Source organism: Segatella copri (assembly GCF_026015625.1).
Classification (GTDB): domain Bacteria; phylum Bacteroidota; class Bacteroidia; order Bacteroidales; family Bacteroidaceae; genus Prevotella; species Prevotella copri_H.
The window spans coordinates 3,065,189-3,091,619 of the sequence record NZ_JAPDVG010000001.1 but is presented as its reverse complement, the minus strand read 5'-3'; the positions used below and the strand labels follow the sequence as shown (position 1 = coordinate 3,091,619).

Annotated in this window: 19 protein-coding genes and 3 tRNA genes; 10 read left to right on the top strand and 12 right to left on the bottom strand. The window is 46.2% G+C overall.

Going from position 1 to position 26,431, the window contains the following annotated elements:
- Positions 1–109 precede the first annotated feature (109 nt).
- Both greA and ONT19_RS12885 read left to right on the top strand, forming a co-directional pair.
- Complete coding sequence (greA, locus tag ONT19_RS12890; protein WP_022120765.1) at positions 110–577, top strand: transcription elongation factor GreA; 468 nt, start codon at positions 110–112, stop codon at positions 575–577.
- A 185-nt stretch (positions 578–762) separates the two neighbouring features.
- Positions 763–1,164, top strand: coding sequence for an HIT family protein (locus ONT19_RS12885; RefSeq protein ID WP_022120766.1), 402 nt, complete (start codon positions 763–765; stop codon positions 1,162–1,164).
- Positions 1,165–1,244: 80 nt separating this feature from the next.
- Here the strand turns inward: ONT19_RS12885 and ONT19_RS12880 are convergent, their stop codons facing one another.
- Complete coding sequence (locus ONT19_RS12880; protein ID WP_118151110.1) at positions 1,245–2,333, bottom strand: mannose-1-phosphate guanylyltransferase; 1,089 nt, start codon at positions 2,331–2,333, stop codon at positions 1,245–1,247.
- Between the two features lie 229 nt (positions 2,334–2,562).
- Between ONT19_RS12880 and ONT19_RS12875 the strand changes: the two genes are divergently transcribed.
- Together ONT19_RS12875 and ONT19_RS12870 are read left to right on the top strand one after the other, a co-directional pair.
- Positions 2,563–2,647 (top strand) — tRNA-Leu (locus ONT19_RS12875).
- Between the two features lie 232 nt (positions 2,648–2,879).
- Positions 2,880–4,454, top strand: a complete 1,575-nt coding sequence (locus ONT19_RS12870) for a glycoside hydrolase family 28 protein (RefSeq protein ID WP_264952127.1) — start codon at positions 2,880–2,882, stop codon at positions 4,452–4,454.
- Between the two features lie 80 nt (positions 4,455–4,534).
- Here the strand turns inward: ONT19_RS12870 and ONT19_RS12865 are convergent, their stop codons facing one another.
- The 10 genes from ONT19_RS12865 to ONT19_RS12820 all read right to left on the bottom strand — a co-directional run bounded on the left by ONT19_RS12865 (position 4,535) and on the right by ONT19_RS12820 (position 17,333).
- Positions 4,535–5,143, bottom strand: a complete 609-nt coding sequence (locus tag ONT19_RS12865) for a ribonuclease HII (protein WP_118081081.1) — start codon at positions 5,141–5,143, stop codon at positions 4,535–4,537.
- A gap of 411 nt (positions 5,144–5,554) precedes the next feature.
- Positions 5,555–6,769, bottom strand: coding sequence for an aminotransferase class V-fold PLP-dependent enzyme (locus ONT19_RS12860; RefSeq protein ID WP_117695266.1), 1,215 nt, complete (start codon positions 6,767–6,769; stop codon positions 5,555–5,557).
- A 36-nt stretch (positions 6,770–6,805) separates the two neighbouring features.
- Positions 6,806–8,149 carry a Fe-S cluster assembly protein SufD gene (sufD, locus tag ONT19_RS12855; RefSeq protein WP_119237218.1) on the bottom strand — a complete coding sequence of 448 codons (1,344 nt, stop codon included), beginning with the start codon at positions 8,147–8,149 and terminating at the stop codon, positions 6,806–6,808.
- A 14-nt stretch (positions 8,150–8,163) separates the two neighbouring features.
- Complete coding sequence (gene sufC / locus ONT19_RS12850; protein ID WP_022120772.1) at positions 8,164–8,919, bottom strand: Fe-S cluster assembly ATPase SufC; 756 nt, start codon at positions 8,917–8,919, stop codon at positions 8,164–8,166.
- 5 nt (positions 8,920–8,924) lie between these two features.
- Entirely contained in the window at positions 8,925–9,305 is a 381-nt protein-coding gene (locus ONT19_RS12845; RefSeq protein WP_118081077.1) for a hypothetical protein, read from the bottom strand.
- A gap of 26 nt (positions 9,306–9,331) precedes the next feature.
- Positions 9,332–10,783, bottom strand: coding sequence for a Fe-S cluster assembly protein SufB (gene sufB, locus ONT19_RS12840; protein WP_118139249.1), 1,452 nt, complete (start codon positions 10,781–10,783; stop codon positions 9,332–9,334).
- Between the two features lie 93 nt (positions 10,784–10,876).
- Positions 10,877–13,720, bottom strand: coding sequence for a translation initiation factor IF-2 (gene infB / locus ONT19_RS12835; RefSeq protein ID WP_022120774.1), 2,844 nt, complete (start codon positions 13,718–13,720; stop codon positions 10,877–10,879).
- Between the two features lie 61 nt (positions 13,721–13,781).
- Positions 13,782–15,044: a transcription termination factor NusA gene (nusA, locus tag ONT19_RS12830; RefSeq protein WP_022120775.1), complete on the bottom strand. Its 1,263-nt coding sequence runs from the start codon at positions 15,042–15,044 to the stop codon at positions 13,782–13,784.
- 3 nt (positions 15,045–15,047) lie between these two features.
- The gene (rimP, locus tag ONT19_RS12825) at positions 15,048–15,515 is read right to left on the bottom strand and encodes a ribosome assembly cofactor RimP (protein ID WP_006849190.1); all 468 of its coding nucleotides are present in this window, start codon (positions 15,513–15,515) and stop codon (positions 15,048–15,050) included.
- A gap of 153 nt (positions 15,516–15,668) precedes the next feature.
- A complete protein-coding gene (locus tag ONT19_RS12820) occupies positions 15,669–17,333 on the bottom strand; it encodes a S41 family peptidase (RefSeq protein ID WP_153093589.1) in 1,665 nt (554 codons plus the stop codon).
- A gap of 273 nt (positions 17,334–17,606) precedes the next feature.
- Between ONT19_RS12820 and ONT19_RS12815 the strand changes: the two genes are divergently transcribed.
- A tRNA-Asn gene (locus ONT19_RS12815) sits at positions 17,607–17,680 on the top strand.
- 50 nt (positions 17,681–17,730) lie between these two features.
- Positions 17,731–17,804 (top strand) — tRNA-Asn (locus tag ONT19_RS12810).
- A 185-nt stretch (positions 17,805–17,989) separates the two neighbouring features.
- Here ONT19_RS12810 and pnp read toward each other — a convergent pair.
- Positions 17,990–20,308: a polyribonucleotide nucleotidyltransferase gene (pnp, locus tag ONT19_RS12805; RefSeq protein WP_022120777.1), complete on the bottom strand. Its 2,319-nt coding sequence runs from the start codon at positions 20,306–20,308 to the stop codon at positions 17,990–17,992.
- Between the two features lie 196 nt (positions 20,309–20,504).
- Between pnp and ONT19_RS12800 the strand changes: the two genes are divergently transcribed.
- The 4 genes from ONT19_RS12800 to topA all read left to right on the top strand — a co-directional run bounded on the left by ONT19_RS12800 (position 20,505) and on the right by topA (position 26,406).
- Positions 20,505–21,683, top strand: a complete 1,179-nt coding sequence (locus tag ONT19_RS12800) for a TlpA disulfide reductase family protein (protein WP_022120778.1) — start codon at positions 20,505–20,507, stop codon at positions 21,681–21,683.
- Positions 21,684–21,864: 181 nt separating this feature from the next.
- Positions 21,865–23,319 carry a sialate O-acetylesterase gene (locus tag ONT19_RS12795; RefSeq protein ID WP_264952126.1) on the top strand — a complete coding sequence of 485 codons (1,455 nt, stop codon included), beginning with the start codon at positions 21,865–21,867 and terminating at the stop codon, positions 23,317–23,319.
- Positions 23,320–23,423: 104 nt separating this feature from the next.
- The gene (locus tag ONT19_RS12790; RefSeq protein ID WP_153072581.1) at positions 23,424–23,951 is read left to right on the top strand and encodes an NUDIX hydrolase; all 528 of its coding nucleotides are present in this window, start codon (positions 23,424–23,426) and stop codon (positions 23,949–23,951) included.
- A gap of 124 nt (positions 23,952–24,075) precedes the next feature.
- Positions 24,076–26,406 (top strand): type I DNA topoisomerase, encoded by a 2,331-nt coding sequence (gene topA / locus ONT19_RS12785; RefSeq protein ID WP_117695295.1) that lies wholly within the window; start codon positions 24,076–24,078, stop codon positions 26,404–26,406.
- Positions 26,407–26,431 lie beyond the last annotated feature (25 nt).

Sequence of the window (26,431 nt, the reverse complement as noted above, 5' to 3'; positions counted from 1 at the left end):
AGACATAAATACAGATATAGGATTCCGGTGCTCCACTGGCACTGGAATTCTTTATTTTTTATGCTACTTGCCAACCGATTATTAATAACATTAAAACAACAAGAAAATTATGGCTTACATGTCACAAGAAGGCTACGACAAACTCGTAGCTGAGCTGAAACAGCTCGTATCTGTAGAGCGCCCTAAGGCATCAGCCGCAATTGCTGAAGCCCGCGACAAGGGTGATTTAAGTGAGAATTCTGAGTATGATGCCGCTAAAGAGGCACAGGCTCATCTGGAAGATAAGATCAATCGCCTGAAGCTCACCATTGCCGAGGCCAAGATTATCGATACCAAGCAGCTCAGCACCGACAGCGTGCAGATTATGTCGAAGGTAGAGATGACCAACATGGCTAACAAGGCAAAGATGACTTATACCATCGTGAGCGAGAGCGAGGCAAACTTGAAGGAAGGCAAGATTTCCATCAAGACTCCTATCGCACAGGGATTGCTCAACAAGAAGGTAGGTGAGATTGCAGAAATCAAGATTCCTCGCGGCACCATCAACCTTCGCATCGACAAGATTTCATTTGAATAAAACGGAATAAAAGGAACTATCATATCGGCAGCGATGCCCGTATGACGGTTCCTTTTATGTTATATGTAAGCCTACCCGATATATTCTATAGAAAATGAAAGTAGCCGATGCAACAACATCAAAAAGAAAATAAGATAATATGTATTGTAAATTATAAATTATTAATTATAAATTGATTAGCGATTATGGCAAGCATTTTTTCAAAGATTGCAGCAGGAGAGATTCCTAGCTACAAGTGTGCAGAAAGCGACAAGTTCTATGCTTTCCTCGACATTAGCCCTATCGGCAAAGGTCATACTCTGGTAATTCCCCGCAAGGAGGTTGATTACATCTTCGATATGGAAGACGAAGACCTGGCTGAGTTTGAGGTTTTCGCCAAGAAGGTAGCCAAGGCTATCAAGGCAGCCTTCCCATGCAAGAAAGTGGCACAGGTTGTTTTGGGTCTGGAGGTTCCTCATGCCCATATCCACCTCATCCCAATGAACAGCGAAGCTGATGTAAACTTCCGCAAGGAGCATCTCAAACTCACAGAGGAAGAGTTCAAGGAAATTGCTGATAAGATTTATACAGAATTCAAGAAACTTTAAATGCAAGAAGTTTCAAACAGAAAAAGAGCTGCGAATATGCTTCGCAGCTCTTTTTATATCTTTATTTCATAAGCTCTTGCTTAGACGAACTCATCGCCTTTCTTCATCTGCACCTCGTTTACATATTTACGCACCAGGGCAGAAGAATCTTCTTTCTTGCATATCAACAATACATTGTCATTCTCGGCTACTATGAAACCATCCAGTCCGTTCAATACAGCCAGCTTTCCTTTAGGCAACTTGATTACATTGTTGTGACAATTCTCCATCATCACATCGCTGTCAACAACCACGTTGTCATCGCTGCTCTTCTGCATCGCCTCGTAGATACTGTGCCAGGTACCCAGATCAGCCCAGCCGAAGTCACACTTCATCATATAGACATTGCTAGGTTTGTCAAGCACTCCGAAATCTACTGATATATTAGGATAAGAAGAAAAGCTCTCTTTCATGTATGCATTCTCTGTCTCCACACTAAATTCGGGATACTGTTTATCGTAATCACGGAGTACAGGGGGCAGAATCTTGCAGAAACACTCACGCAGATACTTCACATTAGAAAGGAATAAACCCGTATTCCAATAGAACTCTCCACTCTCTACAAAAATCTTGGCAAACTCTCTTTCCGGTTTCTCTGTAAACGACTGCACCTTGTACAATCCGTTGCCAATAGCTTCACCCATCTGAATATATCCATATCCAGGTTCAGGACGGGTTGGCTTCACACCCATCGTCAGGAAACGGTCATGTTCTGCCACAAAAGCCAGACCTTCCAATACGTTTTCCCGGAAAGCATCTTCATTGAAGATAGCCTGATCCGAAGGAGTGGCGATGATGCAGGCATCAGGATTGAGCATCGAGATGCGATGATTGGCCCATGCCATGCTAGGTGCCGTATTGCGATGAATAGGTTCCGCCAATATCCGTTCTGCAGGAACCTCAGGCAACTGTTCCTTTACCAGTTGAACATATTCTTCATTTGTGTTGATAAATATATGGTCGGCAGGCACGATCTTTGCCATACGGTCAAAGGTTTGCTGAAGCTGGGTGCGCCCCACTCCAAAGAAGTCGACAAACTGCTTCGGATAGTTGCTGCGGCTGCAAGGCCAAAGTCTGCGGCCCTTACCTCCCGCCAATATCACACAATAATTATTTCCGTTACTCTTCATATCTTGAGTCTAATATTTTGTTGGTTTTCAAAATTCATCTGTAAAGTTAGTGATTATCCGTGAAAGTGCCAAAGATTTTCTTGAAATTTAATAAAGTGGACTATAAAAACAACAAAAATTTAATGTTTCTGCATTAAAAATGCATTTTTAGAAAAAAAAGTCACCAAAAAGTTTGTCAGTTCAAAAATTATTAGTACCTTTGCAACCGCAAATAAGCAAGGTGGTATTTGCCCAGATGGCGGAATCGGTAGACGCGCTGGTCTCAAACACCAGTGGAGCAATCCATCCCGGTTCGATCCCGGGTCTGGGTACCAAGATGGAGAGAAGTTTTACTTCTCTCCTTTTTTCGTTTATATACCTTATTATATATGCACTTATAACATCATTATTTATCCGTTTATATCTTATCATATCCCTCACTTCACGAAAACGTTTACAACGATTTATTTAGAATAAGCCTTTCTATTTTTGGCTTTTCAAAAGATAATATTTATCTTTGCAGAAGAAATAGCTTATATATAATAACCCAACAAACCGAAAAAATAGATGAAGAAATTTTTTAGCATGGTATGTGCTTGCTTGTTGGCGCTAAGTGCCCAGGCAACCGATATCAAAAAGTATGATGCTCTATATGAGAATCTGCCATTCCAGATGGAAAAGGTAACCCGTCCGCAATTCCCAGCCAATGAGGTAAACCTCAAGGACTTTGGTGCTATTGGAGATGGCTCTTCTCTCTGTACCACAGCCTTTGCCAAGGCTATCGATGCGCTGACTCAGAAAGGCGGCGGCAAACTCATCGTTCCACAGGGCGTATGGTTCACAGGTCCTATCGTTTTGAAGAGCAATATCAACCTGCATCTCGAAAAAGGTGCAGTCATCCTTTTCTCACCAGATGATGCCCTCTACCCTTTTATAGAAACATCGTTTGAGGGTCTGGATACACGCCGCTGCCAGTCGCCTATCTCTGGTCATCATCTTACCAACGTGGCAATTACCGGTCAGGGTTGCATTGACGGAAACGGAGAATACTGGCGCCCATTGAAGAAGCAGAAGGTTACCGATGCACAGTGGAAGCAGATTACTTCACGTGGCGGTGCATTCAAGAGAGCCGACTACTGGTTCCCATCAGAAGGTGCATTGAAGGCAGACAACAGTGCCAACATGAATGTGCCTAAAACTCCAGCTTCAGAAGAAGAATGGAATGAGATCAAGCGTTTCCTCCGCCCTGTCATGATCAGTCTCGTAAGCTGCAAGAACGTTTGGCTCAATGGTGTTATCTTCCAGAATTCTCCTGCATGGAACATCCATCCGCTGATGTGCGAGAACGTTCTTATAGAAGATGTATTGGTCCGCAACCCTTCTTACGCTCAGAATGGTGATGGTCTTGACCTGGAGAGCTGCAAGAATGCACTTATCGTCAACTCAACTTTCGATGTAGGCGATGATGGTATCTGCATCAAGAGTGGTAAGGATGCTGACGGAAGAAAGCGCGGCATTCCTTGCGAGAATGTCATCGTAAACGGCTGTACCGTATTCAAGGGTCATGGTGGTTTCGTTGTTGGCAGCGAGATGAGCGGTGGCGTAAAGAATATCAAGGTGAGCGACTGCCAGTTCCTCGGCACCGATGTAGGTCTCCGTTTCAAGAGTACCCGCGGTCGTGGTGGTGTAGTAGAGAATATCTACATCGACAACATGTCAATGTTTGATATCCAGACAGATGTCATCACCTTCGACCTTTACTACGGTGGCAAGTCTGCCGTTGAGGTTCTCAACGATGGCGATGAGGCTAAGAGCCAGAAGGTACAGAAGTTCAAGGTAGACGAGACAACACCTTGCTTCCGCAATATCGACATCAACCATGTCATCTGCCGCACAGCCCGTCGTGCAGCTTACTTCAACGGTCTCCCAGAGATGCCGGTAAGCAACATCCACATCAAGGATATGGAGGTAAACAATGCTGAGTATGGTATCGTCATCAACCGTACTGACGGCGTGAAGCTCGAAAACATCAAGGTTAGTGCAAAGAATTACACCTTCGATGCTAAGAACTCGAAGAATGTGACTGTCAACGACAAGACATACAAGAAGATTGACGAAAAGGGTATCACCCTCGATTTCTAATCAAAATTAAAAGCCGCTCAACAGGCAAATCTGTTGAGCGGCTTTTTTATATGGAAATCATAGCACTACAGCTATGATGCCTAGTCTTTAAAATCAAGTGAGAGTTCACCTGTTCCTAAAAGATTGTAACTCATGCGATGATATGGAGTGACTCCAAATTCCCTGATGGCAGCACGATGCTTCTTGGTAGGATAACCCTTGTTGCCTTTCCAGTCGTACTGCGGATATTCTTCTGCCAGCGCATCCATGTAATCATCACGATAGGTCTTGGCAAGGATGCTGGCAGCTGCAATAGACAGATACTTGCCGTCACCCTTTACGATGGTTGTATAAGGCAAATCCTTGTAGGGTTTGAAGCGGTTACCATCCACGATAACTGCCTCCGGACGAACCTTGAGCTGGTCCAGGGCACGGTGCATGGCCAGAAAACTGGCGTTGAGGATATTGATTTTATCGATTTCTTCGGGAGTAACAATGCCCACAGCCCAAGCTACAGCATCACGCTCTATCTGCTCGCGGAGCGCCTTGCGCTTCTTATCTGTGAGCTTCTTACTGTCGTTCAATTCGGCATTCTGATAACCGGGCGGAAGGATAACGGCTGCTGCATATACGCTGCCTGCCAGACATCCTCTGCCAGCCTCATCGCAGCCAGCCTCTACCATATCCTTATAATAATGACTTTCTAACATAATTATGATGAATTTTACGTTTATCTCTTCACTCTTCACCTCTATTTTGTAACCGCCTAATTATAGGGCAGTTACAAAGATAAGGGCATTTTAACTCTTCACCCACTCTTCACCCACTCTTCACCTACTCTTCACCCTCATAGCACCAGGCGGTGAAGAGAGGGTGAAGAGTCAGAGCGCCTCTTTAGCGCGTAAGTATCAGTATAACAATACGTTACGGCAAAAGGGTGAAGAGTGAAGAGTATTTGGGCATTCCAACCTCAACTTTCTGATAACTGCCAAACGCAAACAGCCAACTGTCCGCAGTAGCGCCAGTTGGCTGTTCTTTGCTTGCCAGTAGGTTGTCTTTCGCTCGCCAGTTGGCTAAATAAGGCTTTTACGTGCGCTGTAAACGGCTAAAATGATTTTTCCTTAGAACATCATAGCCACTCGTTTAACGCCCGCTACAAGCGCATCTATTTCTTCCTTTGTATTATATAGGGCAAAGCTGGCACGAACGGTGCCGAGAATGCCGTAGCGGTCCATCAAAGGCTGAGCGCAATGATGACCGGTACGTACAGCGATGCCCAGACGGTCGAGCAAGGTGCCCATATCCATGTGATGAATATCACCAACCAAGAAGCTGACAACGGCATCTTTGCCCTCCTGTTCACCAAAAAGCCTGATTCCATCGATGGTTCGCATCTGCTCCATACAGTAACGGGTCAATTCCTGCTCATGCTTGGCAATGTTATCCATGCCGAGTGCAGAAACATAATCGATGGCTTTTGCCAGACCGTGGGTAGCTACATAATCAGGAGTACCAGCCTCGAACTTGAAAGGTAACTTCTCGAAAGTAGTCTTCTCGAAACTTACACTCTCAATCATTTCGCCACCGCCCTGATAAGGAGGCAACTTGTCGAGCCATTCTTCCTTGCCGTAAAGCACACCGATACCAGTAGGACCATAAATCTTATGTCCGCTGAAAGCGAAGAAATCGCAATCCATATCCTGTACATCCACAGCAAAATGAGGAGTACTCTGAGCGCCATCCACCATGACAGGTACATCGTGCTCATGAGCTATCTTTATCATCTCTTTTACCGGATTCACCGTACCGAGCACGTTGCTCACCTGGGCAATGCTCACGATTTTGGTGCGTTCGGTAAATAAATTGGCGAATTCATCGAGGTTAATCTCACCTTTATCGTTGATTGGGATTACACGGATGGCAATTCCCTTCTTGGCAGCCTGCAACTGCCAAGGCACGATATTGGAGTGATGCTCCATGGTAGAGATAATCACCTCGTCGCCCTCGCTCATAAAGGCATCGCAGAACGATGAAACCACGAGATTCAGACTCTCTGTAGTGCCACGGGTAAAGATGACTTCCTCAACCTTAGGCGCATTGATAAACTTTCGCACGGTTTCGCGGGCTGCCTCATGAAGGTCGGTAGCCTGCTGAGAGAGATAGTGAACACCACGATGCACATTGGCATTTACATTGAGATACTCGTCGCGCATGGCATCGAGCACGCACAATGGCTTCTGCGTGGTTGCCGCATTATCCAGATACACCAATGGCTTATCATAGACCTTTCTCGATAAAATCGGGAAATCTGCTCTTACTTGATTGATATCATACATATTTTTAAGAACTTAACTCCTTTAAAAGGATATTATCTACTTGCAAAGCTTGCAGCCCTCGCACTTATTGAGTTCACCACGGAATCGCTTCTCTACGAGATGATGCAGGCGATCGCGCAATGGCTCCAGCTCCATCTTGTCGATGACTTCGTTGATAAATGCAAACTGAAGGAGCAACTTAGCCTCCTCACGGCTCACACCACGCTGCTGCATATAGAACAATGCGGCATCGTTGAGCTGACCAACAGTACTTCCATGCGCACACTTCACATCATCGGCATAAATCTCCAGCATCGGCTGGGTGAACATACGGGCTGTCTTCGTTGCACAGAGGTTCTGGTTGGTTTCCTGAGAAATAGTCTTCTGGGCACCATGACGAACCAATACTCTACCGGCAAAAGCACCACGTGCCTCACCATCGAGCACATACTTATAAAGTTCGTTGCTGGTACAATGACCTACCTGATGATCGATGAGCGTATTGTTATCAACCACCTGGTTCTTGTCGGCAATCACACAACCATTGCAGAAGCACTCAGCTCCCTCGCCCTTGAATACGAGGTCGAGGCGGTTGCGGGTGATACCGTTATGAAGCGTGATGACGTTATGGTTTACACGGCTGTTAGCCTGCTGCTCGATATACACGTTGCTGACACGACGGTTCTTGTAATGAGTCTCCTCCAGGCAATAGAGGTCGAGACTGGCATTCTCGCCTACGAATGCCTCGATAACCTGGGTTGCGAGGAAGTTCTTGTCATCGGCTGCATGGTCGCAGAAGAGGAACTTAGCCTCAGCACCCTGTTCCATCACGATGAGTACACGGCGGTTTACCATCAAATCAACATCCGAACGGAGAATATTGATGACCTGAATGGTTCGCTCTACCTTTACATTCTTTGGAACATAAATCAGCAAGCCATCCTGTGCCAGGAATGTATTCAATGCCGTGATGCCATCTTCGTCGGTTTTGGCAATCTTAGCGTAGTATTTCCCGATGAATTCAGGGTTTTCTGCAGCAATCTTGTTCAAAGAGTCCACAATTACGCCCTCCGGAAGCTCTACTTTAGGCAATGCTTTGTTATAAAAAGCATCGTTTACAACGAAGTAGAGCGAAGTGCTCAGATTAGGCACATCGCAGCGGAAAGCTTCGTATGGATCTACCGGAATTTCCAGACGATTCAAGTTCAAGCCATAGTCTGGCTCGAAGATGGCGCTCATATCTGTGTACTTGTATCTTTCTACCTTTCGGGAAGGGAAGCCCAGACGATGGAAGTCCTCAAACGCAGCATCGCGCACCGCATTAAGCACCTCAGCACTGTTCTTCTTGATTATTCTCGAAGAAGACTGATACAAGTCTAAATATTGTTTTTCTGAATGCATAGCCATCCTCCCTATTATTTCTCATCTACTTCTGCCTTGATCCAGTCGTAGCCACGAGCCTCAATCTCCTTGGCAAGTTCAGGACCGGCAGTCTTCACGATTCTACCCTTATAGAGTACGTGAACCACACTTGGCTTAATCATATCGAGCAGACGCTCGTAGTGAGTGATGACGATGGCAGAAGTCTTGTCGGTATGCATCTTGTTCACACCGTCAGCCACGATACGCATCGCATCCACGTCGAGACCAGAGTCGGTTTCATCGAGGATAGAAAGCTTTGGCTCCAGCATAGCCATCTGGAAAATCTCGTTGCGCTTCTTCTCACCACCCGAGAAACCTTCGTTTACTGAACGGCGAGCCAACTTGCTGTCCAATTCCACCAACTCGCGCTTCTCACGCATCAGCTTCATGAATTCGCTTGTATTCAATGGTTCCAAACCCTGATACTCACGCTTGGCATTGATAGCCGCACGCATGAAGTTGGTCATGGATACGCCAGGAATCTCCACCGGATACTGGAAAGAGAGGAACAAGCCTTCACGGGCACGGTCCTCTGGCTTCATATCCAGGAGGTTCTTGCCGTTGAAGATAGCCTCACCCTCAGTTACGGTATAGAGAGGGTTACCCGTGAGCACAGCGCTCAAGGTTGACTTACCGGAACCGTTAGGTCCCATGATAGCATGTATCTCACCATCGTTGATAGTCAGGTTGATACCTTTCAATATTTCTTTGCCTGCAATAGTAGCATGCAGATTCTTTACCTCTAACATAATTGTTATAAAATTGTGTCAATTAATAAATCACATACTGATTCTAACAATGTAGGTGGCTTGGTCCACCCCCATTGTTCAAACAAAGGAGGAGGGTCTAACACCACGAAGCTACATTCACCAGAGAGTATAATATCATGTGAGAAAGCTGAAACACTGTTATTTTGCAGCATGATAGAAGCCGTTGAAGATGGAGCAGAAGCATCCAACTTAAAATAGCCATAAAAATGCCCATCAACAGTATATATCGGCCTATACTGAGAAGCAAAACCTCTTACAATCGAATCTTGTTGAGCAGTCAAATTTACAGGTCTTATCTTGGAAAGAATCTGACCAAAAGCATTCAAATGCACTGCCAACAGCAATAACAAGATACACTTTTTCATCACAAGCCTCACTTTCTATTCATTTTTTATCCTACAGTTCCTTCGAGTGAAACACTCAGGAGTTTCTGTGCCTCAACGGCAAACTCCATAGGCAACTTGTTGAGCACATCCTTGGCATAACCGTTTACGATCAAGCCGACAGCCTCCTCGGTAGGAATGCCTCGCTGATTGCAATAGAAGAGCTGGTCTTCTGAAATCTTCGAGGTAGTTGCCTCATGCTCGAACACGGCTGTGTCGTTATGGGCATCCATATATGGGAAGGTATGCGCTCCACAATCGCTGCCCAGCAACAAAGAGTCGCAGGAACTGTAATTGCGTGCATTGTCGGCATTGGATGTGGCACGAACCAGACCACGATAGGAGTTCTGGCTATGACCAGCCGAAATACCCTTCGAGATGATGGTACTCTTGGTGTTCTTACCCATGTGAATCATCTTGGTACCTGTATCGGCCTCCTGATAGTTGTTGGTAACAGCTACACTATAGAACTCAGCTACAGAGTTGTCGCCACGCAAGATGCAGGAAGGATACTTCCAGGTAATCGCAGAACCCGTCTCTACCTGAGTCCAGCTCAACTTAGAGTTCACACCACGCAAGTCGCCTCGCTTGGTTACCAGGTTCAGCACACCACCCTTACCATGCTCATCACCAGGATACCAGTTCTGAACGGTAGAGTATTTCACCTCAGCATTATCCTTGACGATAATCTCTACGATAGCCGCATGGAGCTGGTTCTCATCACGCATTGGCGCTGTACATCCCTCCAGGTAAGAAACGTAAGCATCATCATCAGCGATAATCAATGTACGCTCAAACTGACCGGTGTTACGGGCATTGATGCGGAAGTAACTGCTCAACTCCATCGGACAGCGGACGCCCTTAGGAATATAAACGAATGAGCCATCACTGAATACGCAACTGTTCAAGGCTGCATAAAAGTTATCACGATAAGGAACTACGGTTCCCAGATACTCTCTTACCAGATCAGGATGCTCCTTCACAGCCTCACCAATACTGCAGAAGATGACGCCCTTCTCACGGAGTTTCTCCTTGAAAGTAGTCTTTACCGACACAGAGTCCATGATGGCATCTACGGCGGTACCGCTCAAAGCCAGACGTTCCTCCAGAGGAATACCGAGTTTGTCGAATGTTTTCTCCAACTCAGGATCAATCTCCTTGTTTTTTGGCTTCTTTGCCAAAGGGTCGGCATAGTATGAAATCTCCTGGTAGTCAATAGGTGGCACGTGAACGTGTCCCCACTTTGGCTCCTTGAGCGTCTTCCAGTAATTGTAGGCTTTCAGACGAAATTCGAGCATCCAGTCTGGCTCTCCCTTCTTCTGCGAGATCAGGCGCACAACATCCTCGTTGAGACCCTTTTCTATGATTTCAGTATGTACATCAGTGGTAAAGCCGAATTCATACTTCTGCTCAGCCACCTGCTTGACAAACTGATTCTTTTCTTGTTCTTTCTCTGCCATTTTATTTAGAATAACCTTTCGTTATTTTAACCCTAAATAGGGATAAGCCGCTGAGGACTCATCCCTACCTTATTATATATAATATATGCTATATTACAATTTCTGCTCTACCTCGATCTCAGTGAAGGTCTCGATAACGTCGCCCTCCTGGATATCGTTGTAGTTGACGAGGCTCAAACCGCATTCCATACCGGTAACCACCTCCTTAACATCGTCCTTGTAACGCTTCAAGGCACCGATTTCAGCAGTACGTATCACGATACCGTCACGGATGACGCGAGCCTTATCCTTAGCGTGTACCTTACCCTCGGTAACGAGACCACCGGCAATAGTACCCACCTTAGAAATCTTGAAGGTCTGCTTAACCTCAACCTGACCGGTAACGATTTCCTTCTTCACCTTGTCGAGCATACCAACCATCGCACTCTTGATATCGTCGATAGCATCGTAGATGATAGAGTATGTGTTGATTTCAACACCCTCACGGTCGGCAGCCTTACGAGCATCGGCAGATGGACGAACCTGGAAACCAACGATGACTGCATCTGAAGCAGATGCCAGCATCACGTCGTTCTCTGAAATCTGACCCACAGCCTTGTTCACCACGTTCACCTGAACCTTCTCGGTAGAAAGCTTGATGAATGAGTCGCTCAAAGCCTCAACAGAACCATCGGTATCACCCTTCACGATGACGTTCAACTCATGGAACTCACCACGTGCGATACGGTGAGAGATATCACCCAGGGTCAAGCGCTTCTGAGTACGCAAGCCCTGCTCACGCTGCAGCTGCTCACGCTTGTTGGCGATTTCGCGAGCCTCCTGCTCTGTTTCGATTACGTGGAACTGGTCACCTGCAGTAGGCGCACCATTCAAACCGAGGATGATAGCTGGCTCTGCAGGAGCTGCTGACTTGATGTTGGCATTACGCTCATTGAACATCGCCTTAACACGACCCCAAGAAGTACCTGCGAGTACGATGTCGCCTACCTTCAAGGTACCGTTGGCAACCAATACGGTAGAAACATATCCACGACCCTTGTCGAGAGAAGACTCGATGATGGTACCTGTAGCACGACGGTTAGGGTTAGCCTTCAAGTCGAGCATGTCAGCCTCGAGGAGCACCTTGTCGAGCAAATCGTGAACACCGATACCCTTCTTAGCACTGATTTCCTGGCACTGATACTTACCACCCCACTCCTCTACGAGCAGGTTCATGTTAGCCAAGTCCTCACGGATACGGTCTGGGTTAGCACCTGGCTTATCAATCTTGTTGATTGCGAATACCATAGGCACACCAGCAGCCTGCGCATGAGCGATAGCCTCCTTGGTAGTTGGCATCACAGAGTCATCGGCTGCGATGATGATGATGGCGATATCGGTAGCCTGGGCACCACGGGCACGCATGGCGGTAAACGCCTCGTGACCTGGAGTATCCAGGAAGGTTACCTTGCGACCGCTTTTCAGGGTCACACTGTATGCACCGATATGCTGGGTAATACCACCCGCCTCACCGGCAATCACATTGGTATTGCGGATATAGTCGAGCAAAGAGGTCTTACCATGGTCTACGTGACCCATGACGGTTACGATTGGAGCACGTGGAACCAAGTCGTTCTCATCATCCACTTCCTCGCTCACGGCCTCCTGAACCTCGGCACTCACGTATTCGGTCTTGAAACCGAACTCCTCAGCTACCATGTTGATGGTCTCTGCATCCAGGCGCTGGTTGATAGATACCATGATACCTACGCCCATCAGGGTAGAGATAACCTGAGTAACGCTGATATCCATCATCGTAGCTAACTCGCTAACGGTAACGAACTCAGTAAGTTTCAGGGTCTTGCTTTCCTTCTGCTCCTGACGAGCCTGATCCTGCAACTTCTCCTGAACAGCCTCACGCTTCTCCTTACGGTACTTAGCACCCTTCTTGTTCTGACTCTTGCTGGTCAAACGTGCAAGAGTCTCCTTAACCTGGCGTGCTACAGCCTCGTCATCAACCTCGATCTGGCGCTGGTTGCCGCGGTTGTTGTTATTGCCGCGATTATTATTGTTATTATTTCTGTTGCGGTTTTTGTTCTTCTTGTTATTACCGCCGTTGTTGCCATTACCTCCGCCATTATTCTTAGCTTCGGCATTGATGTCAACACGTTCTTTGTTGATACGAACACGCTTTTTGCGCTCATTGTGCTGTTGAGCCATTTTCTCCTCACGTTCCTTGCGGCGCTCCTCCTTGGTTTTCTTCTTAGGACGAGTGCTCTGGTTGAGAGAAGACAAATCTATCTTGCCCAACACCTTAGGCTCATTAGCAGTAAACTTCTTCTCACTCTTGAGAGTAAACACGCTGTTGTCTGCTGCGCCAGCAGAATGCTGTGCAGTTTCATTCTTAGCATGATGATGCTCTTTCTTTCCCTGAGGAGCATTCTGCTTATTCATCTGAGCGTTTGACTGCTGTGATTTCTGATGATTTTCCTGTTTCATTTGCTGTTTATGCTGAGAAGCCTGTTGTGGCTTCTGTTCCTTCTTTTGCTCAGCCTTAGGAGCGTCTTTCTTCTGCTCAGGACTGACGGCAGCAGTCTCAGGCTTTTCCGCAACAGACTCTGCAGCAGGCTTCTTACCGATATTGTCCAAGTCAATCTTTCCCAGCGGCTTATACTGCTGCTGTCCATTAGACTCCAACAAGCTTTCAGCGCGATTGTCCTTCTGCTCTGGCGCACGCTTCTTATCTTTTGCTTTTTTGGTAAAGAGTTTCTCAGCCTGATCACGAACCTCTCTGTCCTGACTGAAGGCATCATTCAATGCCTTGTATTGCTGGTCGGTGAGTTTGAAGCTCGGTTCTGCCTTGACATCTCCCAGGTCTTTTCTTTTCTCTAGGAATTCAACTGCCGTCTGAAGTCCTATATTTAATTCACGTAGTGCTTTATTTAATCTGATGCTCATAAATTATTTATTCTCCTATTTTTAAAGTTAGATTCCCTGCAAGCACTCGCTGGCAAGGGAATTATTGTTCGAATTCGGCGCGCAACACGCTGAGTACATGATCAACGGTCTCCTCTTCGAGGTCGGCCTTCTCAATCAGCAAGTTGCGAGGTGCATTGAGTACCTGCTTGGCAGTATCAAGACCGATGCCCTTGATAGCATCGATAACCCACTGGTCAATCTCATCAGAGAACTCATCCAAGTAGATATCCTCATCGGCCTCATTCTCGTCTACCTCACGGAATACGTCGATGGTATATTCTGTAAGCATAGAAGCCAGTTTGATGTTCATACCGCCACGGCCGATAGCCAAACTAACTTCCTCAGGCTGCAAGTAAACCTCTGCTTTCTTGTTCTCATCATCAACATTGATTGAAGAAACCTTGGCTGGAGCCAACGCACGCTGAATGAAGAGTTTGGTATTGCTTGAGTAGTTGATGACATCGAGATTCTCGTTGCAAAGTTCGCGAACGATACCGTGAACGCGGCTACCCTTAACACCTACACATGCGCCAACCGGGTCGATACGCTCATCGAATGTTTCAACAGCAATCTTAGCACGCTCTCCCGGAAGACGTGCGATACGGCGGATTGCAATCAGACCGTCTGCAATCTCAGGAACCTCAGCCTCCAACAGGCGCTGCAGGAAGATTGGAGCAGTACGGCTCAAGATAATCTTTGGATTATTGTTCTCGTTGTCTACACGAAGGATGACCGCACGAACAGTCTCACCCTTGCGGTAAGTATCACCAGGAATCTGCTCAGTCTTAGGCAACATGAGCTCGTTGTTCTCATCATCTACAATCAGAACCTCGCGCTTCCAAACCTGATAAACCTCACCAGAGATAACCTGACCTACGCGATCCTTGTATTTGTTGTAGAGTGAATCATGCTCCAACTCAAGAATCTTGGAAGCCAAAGTCTGACGAAGAGTCAAGATGGCACGACGACCAAACTTATTGAAGTCAACCGTCTCACTTACATCCTCACCAACCTCGTAATCCGGCTCAATCTTACGAGCCTCAGAAAGTGTAATTTCCTTATTTTCATCTTCAACTTCGCCATCAGCAACAACTATACGGTTGCGATAAATTTCGAAGTCACCCTTGTCAGGGTTCACGATGACATCAAAGTTTTCGTCACTACCAAAAATCTTGGCAAGTACATTACGGAAGCTCTCCTCCAATACACTTACCAATGTAGTACGGTCGATATTCTTTGTTTCTTTAAACTCGCGGAATGTATCAATCATACTCGCTGTCAATTCTTGCTCTTTTTTAGCCATAACTTAATTGAAACTAATTATGTATTTTGTATATTTTACTTTATCCATCTGGTAAACGTGATCAACCTCCTGCTTAACCGGACGTTTTTTACCTTCAACCTTTACCTTTTCTTCAACGCCAACTGTGAAGTCATTTCCTTCTACAGCTTTCAAGATACCCTTCACCTTCTTGCCGTCGGCATCAAGCACCTCTACCTCCTTGCCAATGAAATTGATATACTGCTGCGGAACTTTGAACGGTTGACCCAAGCCTGCAGAGCCAACTTCGAGCTCATAGTCTTCCTCGTCACGGTTCAAATGATCCTCAATATACTTACTCAAGGCAACACAATCCTCAATCCATACTCCATCGGCATGGTCAATCTCAACAACGATTCTATCGTCGGGACTGATTTCAATGCTTACCAAGAAATATTCCTTATCTTGGAGCCATTCTTCAACTAATTTTTTTACGACGTTTTTATCAATCATATATACCTTATTAAAATAAAATGAGGAACTCTTGTGAGCCCCTCATTCCACTGAACGTTGCAAAATTACAAATATTTTTGTGATTAGCCAAAAAAAATGCAACTTTTTATTCGCAACGTGCACATTTTTAATCGATTGTGCACGTTTTTGTACTTATTTCTTCACAGGATGCAGTATTTTTTCGTATTCTGATGGAGAATTCAGCAATTTTACTGCTTCCTTAATCTGCTTGTCATAACGCATGGAATTCTGGATGGCACCGCGCTGGAAATAATAGGCAGAAACGATGTCATTTTCCAACAGATGCTTGATGTAATCCTTGTTATAATCCAGATCCTTTGCCACATTATGGCTCAGCTTTTTCTTCAAAGCCTCAAACTCTGCCTTGGCATCATCATAGTAGCCTTCAAACTTAGCGAGTTTTTCCAAGTCCTTGAGATACTTTTCTGTTTCACGGTCGTACTGGAAGTTAGCCTTCAATACGCGTGTCTTGAATTCATCATAGTCGGCATCGGTCAGCGAGAATTCCTTCGCAGGAGCAATAGCAGGATGCTTGGCGATATAATCAACCTCATAATTAAGCATCACCTCATTACTGTCGCGGGCACCAGCCAGATAGAAGGCGATGTTTGGCAAAGAATCAGGCTTTACTTCTACATCCGGCTTCACGCCACCTCCATCTCTCACTTCTCTGCCACCTGCGGTATAGAACACCTTGGTAAGAGAGTCGGGAACATGCTCCACATAACCACCCTTATCGTGCTTATAGTTGAGTGCCTGAACGCATCGACCGCTAGGAATGAAATATTTAGCAGTAGTAAGTTTCACCTGTCCGTTATAAGGCAAATCCATGGTAGTCTGCACCAATCCCTTTCCATACGTGCGCGTACCTAATATTACAGCACGGTCATAATCCTGCAGACTGCCGCTCATGATTTCACTGGCACTGGCTGAATTCTCGTTCACCAACACCACCATCGGCATAACGGAATCTATCGGTTCAACCGTGGTCTTATAAACATGATTAGAACGCTGCAACTTTCCCTTCATCTCCAAGACTGTCTTACCTTTAGGCAAGAACATATTGATGATGCTGACCGCTTCGGTAACAGAACCACCACCATTATTACGCAGATCGAAGACAAGGCTCTTGGCTCCTTGCTTTCTCAAATCGATGAAAGCACGACGCACTTCCTTGGCTGACTGCTCGGTAAAGGAATTGAAGTTGATGTAACCGATGTTACCCTCCAACATGCCATAATAAGGCAAGAACGGCAACTGGATGGTACGGCGTGTTACCTTCACCTTCATCGTCTTGCCTGTACTTGGACGCTTAACTTTCAGCATGAAAGAAGAACCCGGGTCACCACGAAGATGATCGCTGACGTAGCTCACCTCCTTATTGGTCATATCCTCATCATCAATACTCAGGATGATGTCACCCTTCTTCAGTCCCACTTCTGCAGCAGGCATATTCTCGTAAGGCTCGCTGATACAGACGCGCTGCAACTGGAAATTGTAGCGTATCACCGCACCTACACCCGCATACTTGCCGGTGAGCAGGTTCTTGAGTTCCTTCATCTTCTGCTCAGGATAATAGGTAGTATAAGGGTCGAGACTACGCAACATGGCATTGATACCATTTCCGACCACAACTTCAGCATCGAGCGTATCAACATACATCAAATCGAGATTTTTGTAGATGGCATTGAATATTTCCATATTCTTTGCGGCTTTGAAGTCATGATCTTTGTCAACCTGGGCAAAAGTAGGAACTGCCAGGAGCACCATAAGCAAGGAGAACAGTATTCTTTTCATTGTTACCTTATTTAATTGTATATGATTCAACTTATTGGTTATTTTCTCCCCCTCTTCACGGCATTCGCCCTCGGGAGAAGATTTCGACCACAAAAGTACTCATTTCTTTGCGAAAAACGCCATAAAATAGGCAAAAAGTGGCACAAAGATAAGAAAAAATACACTTTTTTAGGGAAAAAGCGAAAAAAGTCAGCAAAAAATTTGGCAGAATGAAGAAAAGTTAGTACTTTTGCACACGCAAATAAGGAACGTCATGTTCTTTACAGAAAAAACGCTTCAATAGCTCAGTTGGTTAGAGCACCTGACTGTTAATCAGGGGGTCGTTGGTTCAAGCCCATCTTGAAGCGCAAGAGAGTTTCAGGTTAGCCTCGTAACTCATCTTCTTTCATAGCAAATTGCTTCAATAGCTCAGTTGGTTAGAGCACCTGACTGTTAATCAGGGGGTCGTTGGTTCAAGCCCATCTTGAAGCGCAGAAAAGAGTCACAAGTTTTACTTGTGACTCTTTTTGTTTATCCACATTTTATCCCACTTTGCATTCTCCATTCCCATTTACAAATACTATATCCGGCAATAACCAGAGAAAGCAATATCAAAAAAAAGGCACATTCCTATGCGGAATGTGCCTTTATATATAATAATGTGTCTAATACGCAGATTATTCTACATCATTGTTGTGATCCAAAGAGTCGTTGAACTCCTTAGGAGCCTGCTCATCATTACGATGCTCGTAACGACGTGGCTGACGAGCTGGACGCTCACCACGACCTTCATGACGATCATCACGACGACCGCGACGCTCACCGCGCTCAGGACGTGGACGACGCTCACGCTCTACATAACCCTCTGGCTTCTCCATCAATACACGATGAGAAAGTTTGTACTTGCCAGTCTTAGGATCAATCTCCATCAACTTCACCTTGATCTTGTCGCCTTCCTTGATGCCAGCCTCTTCAACTGTCTCAAGACGCTTCCAATCAATCTCAGAGATGTGGAGTAAACCATCCTTACCAGGGAGAATCTCTACGAAGCAACCATAAGGCATGATAGAGCGAACAGTACCCTCGTAAACCTCACCAACCTCAGGAACAGCTACGATAGCCTTAATCTTAGCCAAAGCTGCATCGATAGAATCCTTGTTAGGAGCAGATACCTGGACGTGACCCTTACCATCAGTCTCCTCGATAGTGATAGTAGCACCAGTATCCTCCTGCATCTGCTGGATAATCTTACCACCAGGGCCGATAACAGCACCGATGAACTCCTTAGGGATATCGAATGCTACGATACGTGGAACCTGTGGCTTCATCTCAGCACGTGGCTCAGAGATTGTCTCCATCATGCAGTTGAGGATGTGCTCACGACCAGCCTTAGCCTGCATCAAAGCCTCCTCAAGAATCTCGAAGCTCAAACCGTCGCACTTGATATCCATCTGTGTAGCAGTCAAGCCATCGCGGGTACCAGTGGTCTTGAAGTCCATATCACCCAAGTGGTCCTCATCACCGAGGATATCACTGAGGATAGCGTACTTGTCCTCACCTGGGTTCTTGATAAGACCCATAGCGATACCAGAAACTGGCTTCTTCATAGGAACACCTGCATCCATCAGGGCGAGAGTACCGGCACAAACAGTAGCCATAGAAGAAGAACCGTTAGACTCCAAGATCTGGCTTACCAAACGTACTGTGTAAGGGAAGTCTGTAGGAATCTGACCCTTCAAGCCACGCCATGCCAAGTGACCGTGACCAATCTCACGACGGCCTACGCCGCGCTGAGCCTTAGCCTCACCTGTAGAGAATGGAGGGAAGTTATAGTGAAGGAGGAAGCGCTGGTAGCTCTTCTCGAGCACACCGTCGATAAGCTTCTCGTCCATCTTTGTACCAAGAGTACATGTAGAGAGAGACATGGTCTCACCACGCTGGAAGATAGCGCTTCCGTGAGGCATTGGGAGTGGAGAAACCTCGCACCAGATAGGGCGGATTTCTGTAGTAGCACGGCCATCAAGGCGCAAGCCCTCGTCGAGGATGCAACGGCGCATAGCATCGCGCATTACGTCATCATAGTAGCGGGTAGCCTCAGCGTGCTTCTCCTCCAAGTCTTCCTCAGAAAGATCGGTATGAGCAGCGTCATACTTCTCGAGGAAATCAGCCAAAACCTTGTCGAAAGCATCCTGACGTGCATGCTTCTCCAAAGCCTGGTGGTTGATATCATAAGCTGGCTTGTAAAGCTCAGACTTAATCTGCTCACGGAGTTCCTCATCGTTGATCTCGTGGTCGTACTCACGCTTCACGTCAGTACCCTTCTCCTTAGCCAACTCATACTGGAGCTCGCACATAGGCTTGATAGCCTCGGCAGCCACCTTGAGGGCACCAATGAGATCCTGCTCAGAAACTTCCTTCATCTCACCTTCTACCATCATGATATTGTCCTTGGTAGCACCAACCATGATATCCATGTCAGCCTCTTCCATCTGCTGGAATGTAGGGTTAACAACATACTCACCATTGATACGAGCTACACGAACCTCAGAGATATAGTACTCGAAAGGAATATCTGAACAAGCCATGGCAGCTGAAGCAGCGAAACCTGCGAGGGCATCTGGCTGGTCAACACCATCGGCTGAGAGCAACATTACCTGTACGTAAACTTCTGCATGGTAGTTAGAAGGGAAAAGTGGACGCAGAGCACGGTCCACGAGGCGAGAGGTAAGGATTTCCTCATCGCTAGCCTTGCCTTCGCGCTTGGTGAAACCACCAGGGAAACGACCAGCAGCACTGTACTGCTCACGGTAATCTACTTGCAAAGGCATGAAATCTGTACCCGGAACTGCATCCTTTGCTGCACAAACAGTTGCGAGAAGTACTGTGTTACCCATGCGGAGAACCGCAGCACCATCAGCCTGTTTTGCAACTTTTCCGGTCTCAATTGTGATGGTTCTTCCATCAGGCAACTGAACACTTTTTGTAATTACGTTCATCTAAATTAAAAAACTTATTGTTTTGTCTAACATCTAAAATATCTAAAACGCTGCAAAGATACCTCTTTAATTATTAATAAACAAATAAATCAGCAATTATTTTCCACTTTTTTAAATAATTTATCTATAGAAGGTACATTATTCGCAATTTTATTACTATCTTTGCACTCGATAATTTTGCAAAATAATAAAATTCATGAAGATAACTAGACTCTTTTCAGTGGCAGCGATTATGGTAGCTGCACTGGCTTTGACTTCTTGTAACAACAAGAAATTCCACATCAACGGCAATATCACAGAGGCTCAGGACTCTATGCTCTATCTGGAGAACATCAGCCTGAACGGTCCTGTGAAAATCGACTCTGTGAAACTGGGCGAGGATGGCGCCTTTGCCTTCGACGAGGCTGCCATGGACTCTGTTACCCCAGAGTTCTACCGCTTACGCATCGCCAACCAAACCATCAATCTTTCCATCGATTCTACAGAAACCGTCAAGGTAAAGGCGGCTTATCCGCAGATGAGCTTCAAATACGAAGTGGAAGGTTCTGAAAACTGCAACAAGATTAAGGAGCTGTCTCTTAAGCAGATGACTCTCCAGAGCAATATCAACGGGCTCGTGAAAGATCCTAACATCGGCAACGATTCTATCGAATCCATCGTAGGCCGCATGCTTCAGGCTTACAAACAGGACATCAAGACCAACTACATCTTCAAGGAGCCAATGAAGGCATACGCTTACTATGCGCTCTTCCAAACGGTACAGTTGGGCAATGTGAATACACTTATCTTCAACCCTCGCAACAACAAAGACGACGTGAAGGTATTTGCTGCCGTAGCAACCAGTTGGGATACCTACTATCCTGGCGCTGAGCGTGGCAAGAACCTCCACAATATCGCCATCGAGGGAATGAAGGACATCCGCATCATCGAGAACCAGATGGCACAGCAGCAGATTGAGGCCAGCAAGGTGAGCGTAAACGGATGCATCGAACTTGCACTTCAGGACAACAAGGGACAGGTACGCCGTCTCTCCGACCTCAAGGGCAAGGTGGTACTGCTCGACTTCCATCTCTTCGCCAGCAAAGAGAGCACCAAGCGCATCATGATGTTGCGTGAACTCTACAACAAGTATCATGCTGCCGGACTGGAGATTTATCAGGTATCAGTAGACCCAGACGAGCACTTCTGGAAGACCTCTACCGCTGCCATCCCTTGGATTTGCGTACGCGATGAAGATGGCATTCAGGGCAAGAGTCTGGCTCTCTACAATGTCCAGAGCATTCCTACCTTCTTCCTGATTGACCGCACCAACACCCTGCAGGCACGTGATGCACAGATTAAGGACATAGAGGCAGCCATCAAGAACCTTCTTTAAGATAACCAGGAGTTAGAAGTTTGAAGAGAACAGTTTCGGTTTTTCATCTTCCAGCTTCTAACTCTTATTCTTTAACGTCAGTTCTGTATCTGCTTTCATGATAACATAGATGGCAATATCAGAATACAAACCATACAAGGAACTTAAGAACAAAAAACGATAAACTTTTAAACCCTAAAAAATGAATAAGAAATTTTTAGCAATGGCAGCCTTGGCACTTATCACAACAGGAGCGCAGGCTAAAGTAAAGTTGCCACACATCTTGGGTGACAACATGATTTTACAGCAAAACACAGAGGCTAGCCTCTGGGGATGGGACAAACCAGGAACCATCGTAGAGGTAACCACCTCATGGTCTGGGCAGAAATATTCTGCCAAGACCGGAAAGGATGGCAAATGGGCTATCAAAGTACAAACCCCGAAGGCGAGCTACACCCCACTCTCCATCACTTTCGATGATGGCGAAAAGACCACTCTCAACAATGTGCTGGCAGGAGAAGTATGGGTTTGTGCAGGTCAGAGCAACATGGAGATGCCTGTAAAAGGATTCGGCAACTGCCCTGTAGAAGGTTACAACAAGGCGGTGCTCGAAGCAAACCAGTACAAAGGCGTACATTACGTAAAGATTCCTAGCGTAATGAGCAGTAAGCCGTTAGACGATGCCAACTGCGAATGGAAGGAAGTTAACCCGGAAACCGTAGGCGATGCATCTGCTACAGGATACTTCTTTGCACAGGTTATAAACAAGACTCTTGATATTCCGGTAGGTCTGGTCATGGCAAACAAGGGTGGAAGCCGTGTAGAAAGCTGGCTCGACCGCGACTACCTGAAGAAGAACACCAAGGAAGATCTCGACTCTGTAAAGATGACCAAGAACCCTAAGTTTAAGTGGGATTTCCTCTACCCTCTTCTCTGGGGTAACGGAACTTTCCACCCTATCCTCAACTATAGCGTAAAGGGTATTCTCTTCTATCAGGGATGTTCTAACGTGGGCGACCCGGACGGCCAGTATACCAAACGTCTTGCCGACCTCGTTGCCCAGTGGCGCAGAGACTTCAAGCAGGGCGAACTGCCATTCTATTTCGTACAGATTGCACCTTATCATAATGGCGACGTAAATGGCGATTGGGGACCTAAGCTCCGTGAACAGCAGTTCAATGCAGCCAAGGTGATTCCAAACAGCGGCATCGTCTGTACCGAAGACCTGGTTTACCCATACGAGGTTGAGCAGATTCATCCATGTCAGAAACAGCCTGTAGGCGAACGTCTTGCACTCCAGGCACTCAGCAAGACCTATGGCATGAAGGGACTCTTCAGCGAGAGCATGACCTTCAAGGAGATGAAGATTGTAGGTGATACAGTAAAGGTGCATTTCGACAACACCTACGGAGCCTACAACCGCTTTGAAGGTATCGAAGGTTTCGAAGTTGCAGGCGAAGATAAGGTATTCCATAAGGCTACAGCCAAGCACTTCTGGCAGGAAGGCAACGATCCTTGGAATGAGTGCGTCATCGTAACCAGTCCTGAGGTAAAGAAACCAGTAGCCCTTCGCTACTGTTTCCGCAACTTCCAGCTCGGCAATATGGCAAATGCAGGCAACCTGCCTCTCTTCCCATTCCGTACAGATAATTGGTAAATATCAGATAACCAGCGGCCGATCTTTGTTCAGCAGTCAAAGACCGGCCGCTTTTCGATTATAACATGATGATAAATTCTTTTCCATTATACATTAATCATAATATGAGTCACGTATTAGATAAGTTTCAGTTTTGCCCGGTTTGCGGCTCTAATCATTTCGAAATCAACAACATCAAGAGCAAGAAGTGTAAGGACTGCGGATTCTCTTATTACCTCAATCCAAGCAGTGCTACGGTAGCTCTCATACTCAACAGTAAGGAAGAGCTCCTGGCAGTAAGGCGCAAGAAAGACCCAGCCAAGGGAGCACTCGATTTGCCAGGCGGTTTCGTCGACATGGATGAAACAGGTGAAGAAGGTATAGCAAGAGAGGTAAAAGAGGAAACCGGACTGGATGCAACTGACGTTAAGTATCAGTTCAGCTACCCAAATCTCTACCTTTACTCAGGTTTCATGGTTCATACCCTCGATATGTTCTATGAAGTGAAGGTGAAAGACGACACTCATATAGAAGCAATGGACGATGCTGAAGAATCATTCTGGATACCATTGAGCAGACTCAATCCTGATGAGTTTGCATTCGATTCCATACGCAAGGGGCTCCATCGTTATTTGGAAACAAAATTGGGGTAAAAAGGGTTCAATACAGCCAAATATGGCTCCCAAACATTAAAAAAACCAAAAAAAACACCATATAATAAGGTATAAGCAAAAAGTTTACTTACTTTTGCCAACCGAAAAAATTGTGTATAAGCTTATGCAAGAGAATTTAGTAATCGTCGAGAGCCCTGCGAAGGCTAAAAAGATCGAAGAGTTTTTAGGTAAGGACTATAAGGTTATGTCTTCTTACGGTCATATCCGTGACCTGAAGAAGAAGGAACTTAGTATAAACGAGAAAACCATGGAACCTGATTATGAGATTCCAGAGGAAAAGAAAAAACTCGTTACAGAATTGAAAACGAATGCGAAGAAAGCCAAGAAAATCTGGTTAGCATCCGATGAGGACCGCGAGGGAGAAGCCATCAGCTGGCACCTTTGCGAAGTACTGGGATTGGATGAGGAGAAGACAAACCGTATTGTCTTCCACGAGATTACCAAACAGGCTATTCTTGACGCAATCAAGAACCCACGCCATCTGGACATGAACCTGGTGAATGCCCAGCAGGCACGTCGTGTACTCGACCGACTGGTAGGTTTCAAGCTTTCTCCTATCTTGTGGAGAAAGGTTAAGCCAGCCCTTTCTGCAGGTCGTGTACAGAGTGTTGCTGTCCGTCTGATAGTAGAACGTGAGCGTGAAATCCAGAAGTTCCAGAGTGTTCCATACTATCGCGTTACCGCTATTTTCGCCCTGATCAGCGACAGCGGCAATGCAACAGAGGTAAAGGCAGAACTGGACCAGCGTTTCAATACCCACGAAGAGGTTGAAGCTTTCCTTGAGAAGTGTAAAGATGCTAAGTTTATGGTTGAATCTGTAACCAAAAAGCCTTTAAAGCGTTCTCCTGCACCACCTTTCACTACTTCTACTCTGCAACAGGAGGCAGCACGCAAGCTTGGTTTCACCGTTGTACAGACCATGATGATAGCCCAGAAACTTTACGAAAGCGGACGCATCACTTACATGCGAACCGATAGCGTAAACCTCTCTACGCTCTGTTCCAACGCCAGCAAAGATGAGATTATCAGAGAATATGGCAAGGAATACAGCCAGACTCGTGCCTACCACACCAGTTCAAAGGGTGCACAGGAAGCGCACGAGGCTATCCGTCCTACATATATGAATGAACCAACCATCGAAGGAACCGCTCAGGAGAAGCGCCTTTACGAACTCATCTGGAAGCGTACCATCGCATCTCAGATGGCTGACGCACAACTCGAAAAGACAACTATCAACATCAATATCGGCAACACAAGCGAAAAGTTTGTTGCTACCGGCGAGGTTGTTTCATTCGATGGCTTCCTCAAGGTTTATCTCGAGTCAACCGACGATGAAGAGCATGCTGAGGATTCTTCCCACATTCTTCCAGCCCTGAAAGAAGGCGATGAGTTGCAGCGCAGAGAAATCCTTGCTACAGAGAAGTATTCTCTGGCTCCTGCAAGATACACAGAGGCCAGTCTGGTGAAGAAACTGGAAGATCTCGGCATCGGCCGTCCATCTACCTATGCTCCAACTATCAGTACCATCCAGCAGCGTCAATACGTAGTAAAGGGTGACAAGACGGGTGAAGAGCGCACATTTACCATAGATTCTCTGAAGGGCATCAAGATAACCCAGAAGTTGAAGAAAGAGATGGCAGGCTCTGAAAAGGGCAAGCTTCTGCCTACTGATATCGGCATCGTAGTAAACGATTTCCTGATGGAGAACTTCCCGAACATCATGAACTACAACTTTACAGCAGACGTAGAGAAGAAGTTTGATGATATTGCAGAAGGAAAGACCGAATGGACCAACTGGATGAAGGATTTCGACAAGGGCTTTGAGCCTGAAGTGAAGGAAGTCCTGGAAGCCCGCAACCAGCACAAAGCCGGCGAGCGCAATCTCGGAAATGATCCAAAGACCGGAAAGCCAGTATTCGTCAAGATTGGCCGTTTTGGACCAGTGGTACAGATTGGTTCTGCAGAAGACAAAGACAAGCCTCAGTTTGCCCAATTGCCATCAGACAAGAGCATCGAAACCATCACCCTGGAAGAGGCTTTGGAACTCTTCAAGCTACCAAGAGAACTCGGTGATTATGAAGGCATTACTGTAACAGTTGGCTCTGGCCGATACGGCCCTTACATCCTCCATAACCGCAAGTATGTTTCTATTCCAAAGGAGGATGATCCGCTGACCATCACACTGGATAGAGCCATCGAACTGATCAAGGAAAAGCGCGAAGCCGAAGAGAAGCGCCATCTCAAAGTTTTCGATGAGGACGATAAGATGGAAATTCTCAATGGCAAGTATGGTCCATACATTGCTTACGACGGCAAGAATTACCGCATTCCAAAGGCAAAACATGAGAGTGCAGAGGAGCTTACATACGAGGAGTGTATGGAAATTATCAAAGCTGCTCCAGAACCAAAGGCTAGAGGCAGAAAGAAATCATAAACATGCCTCATTGACATAGAAACAG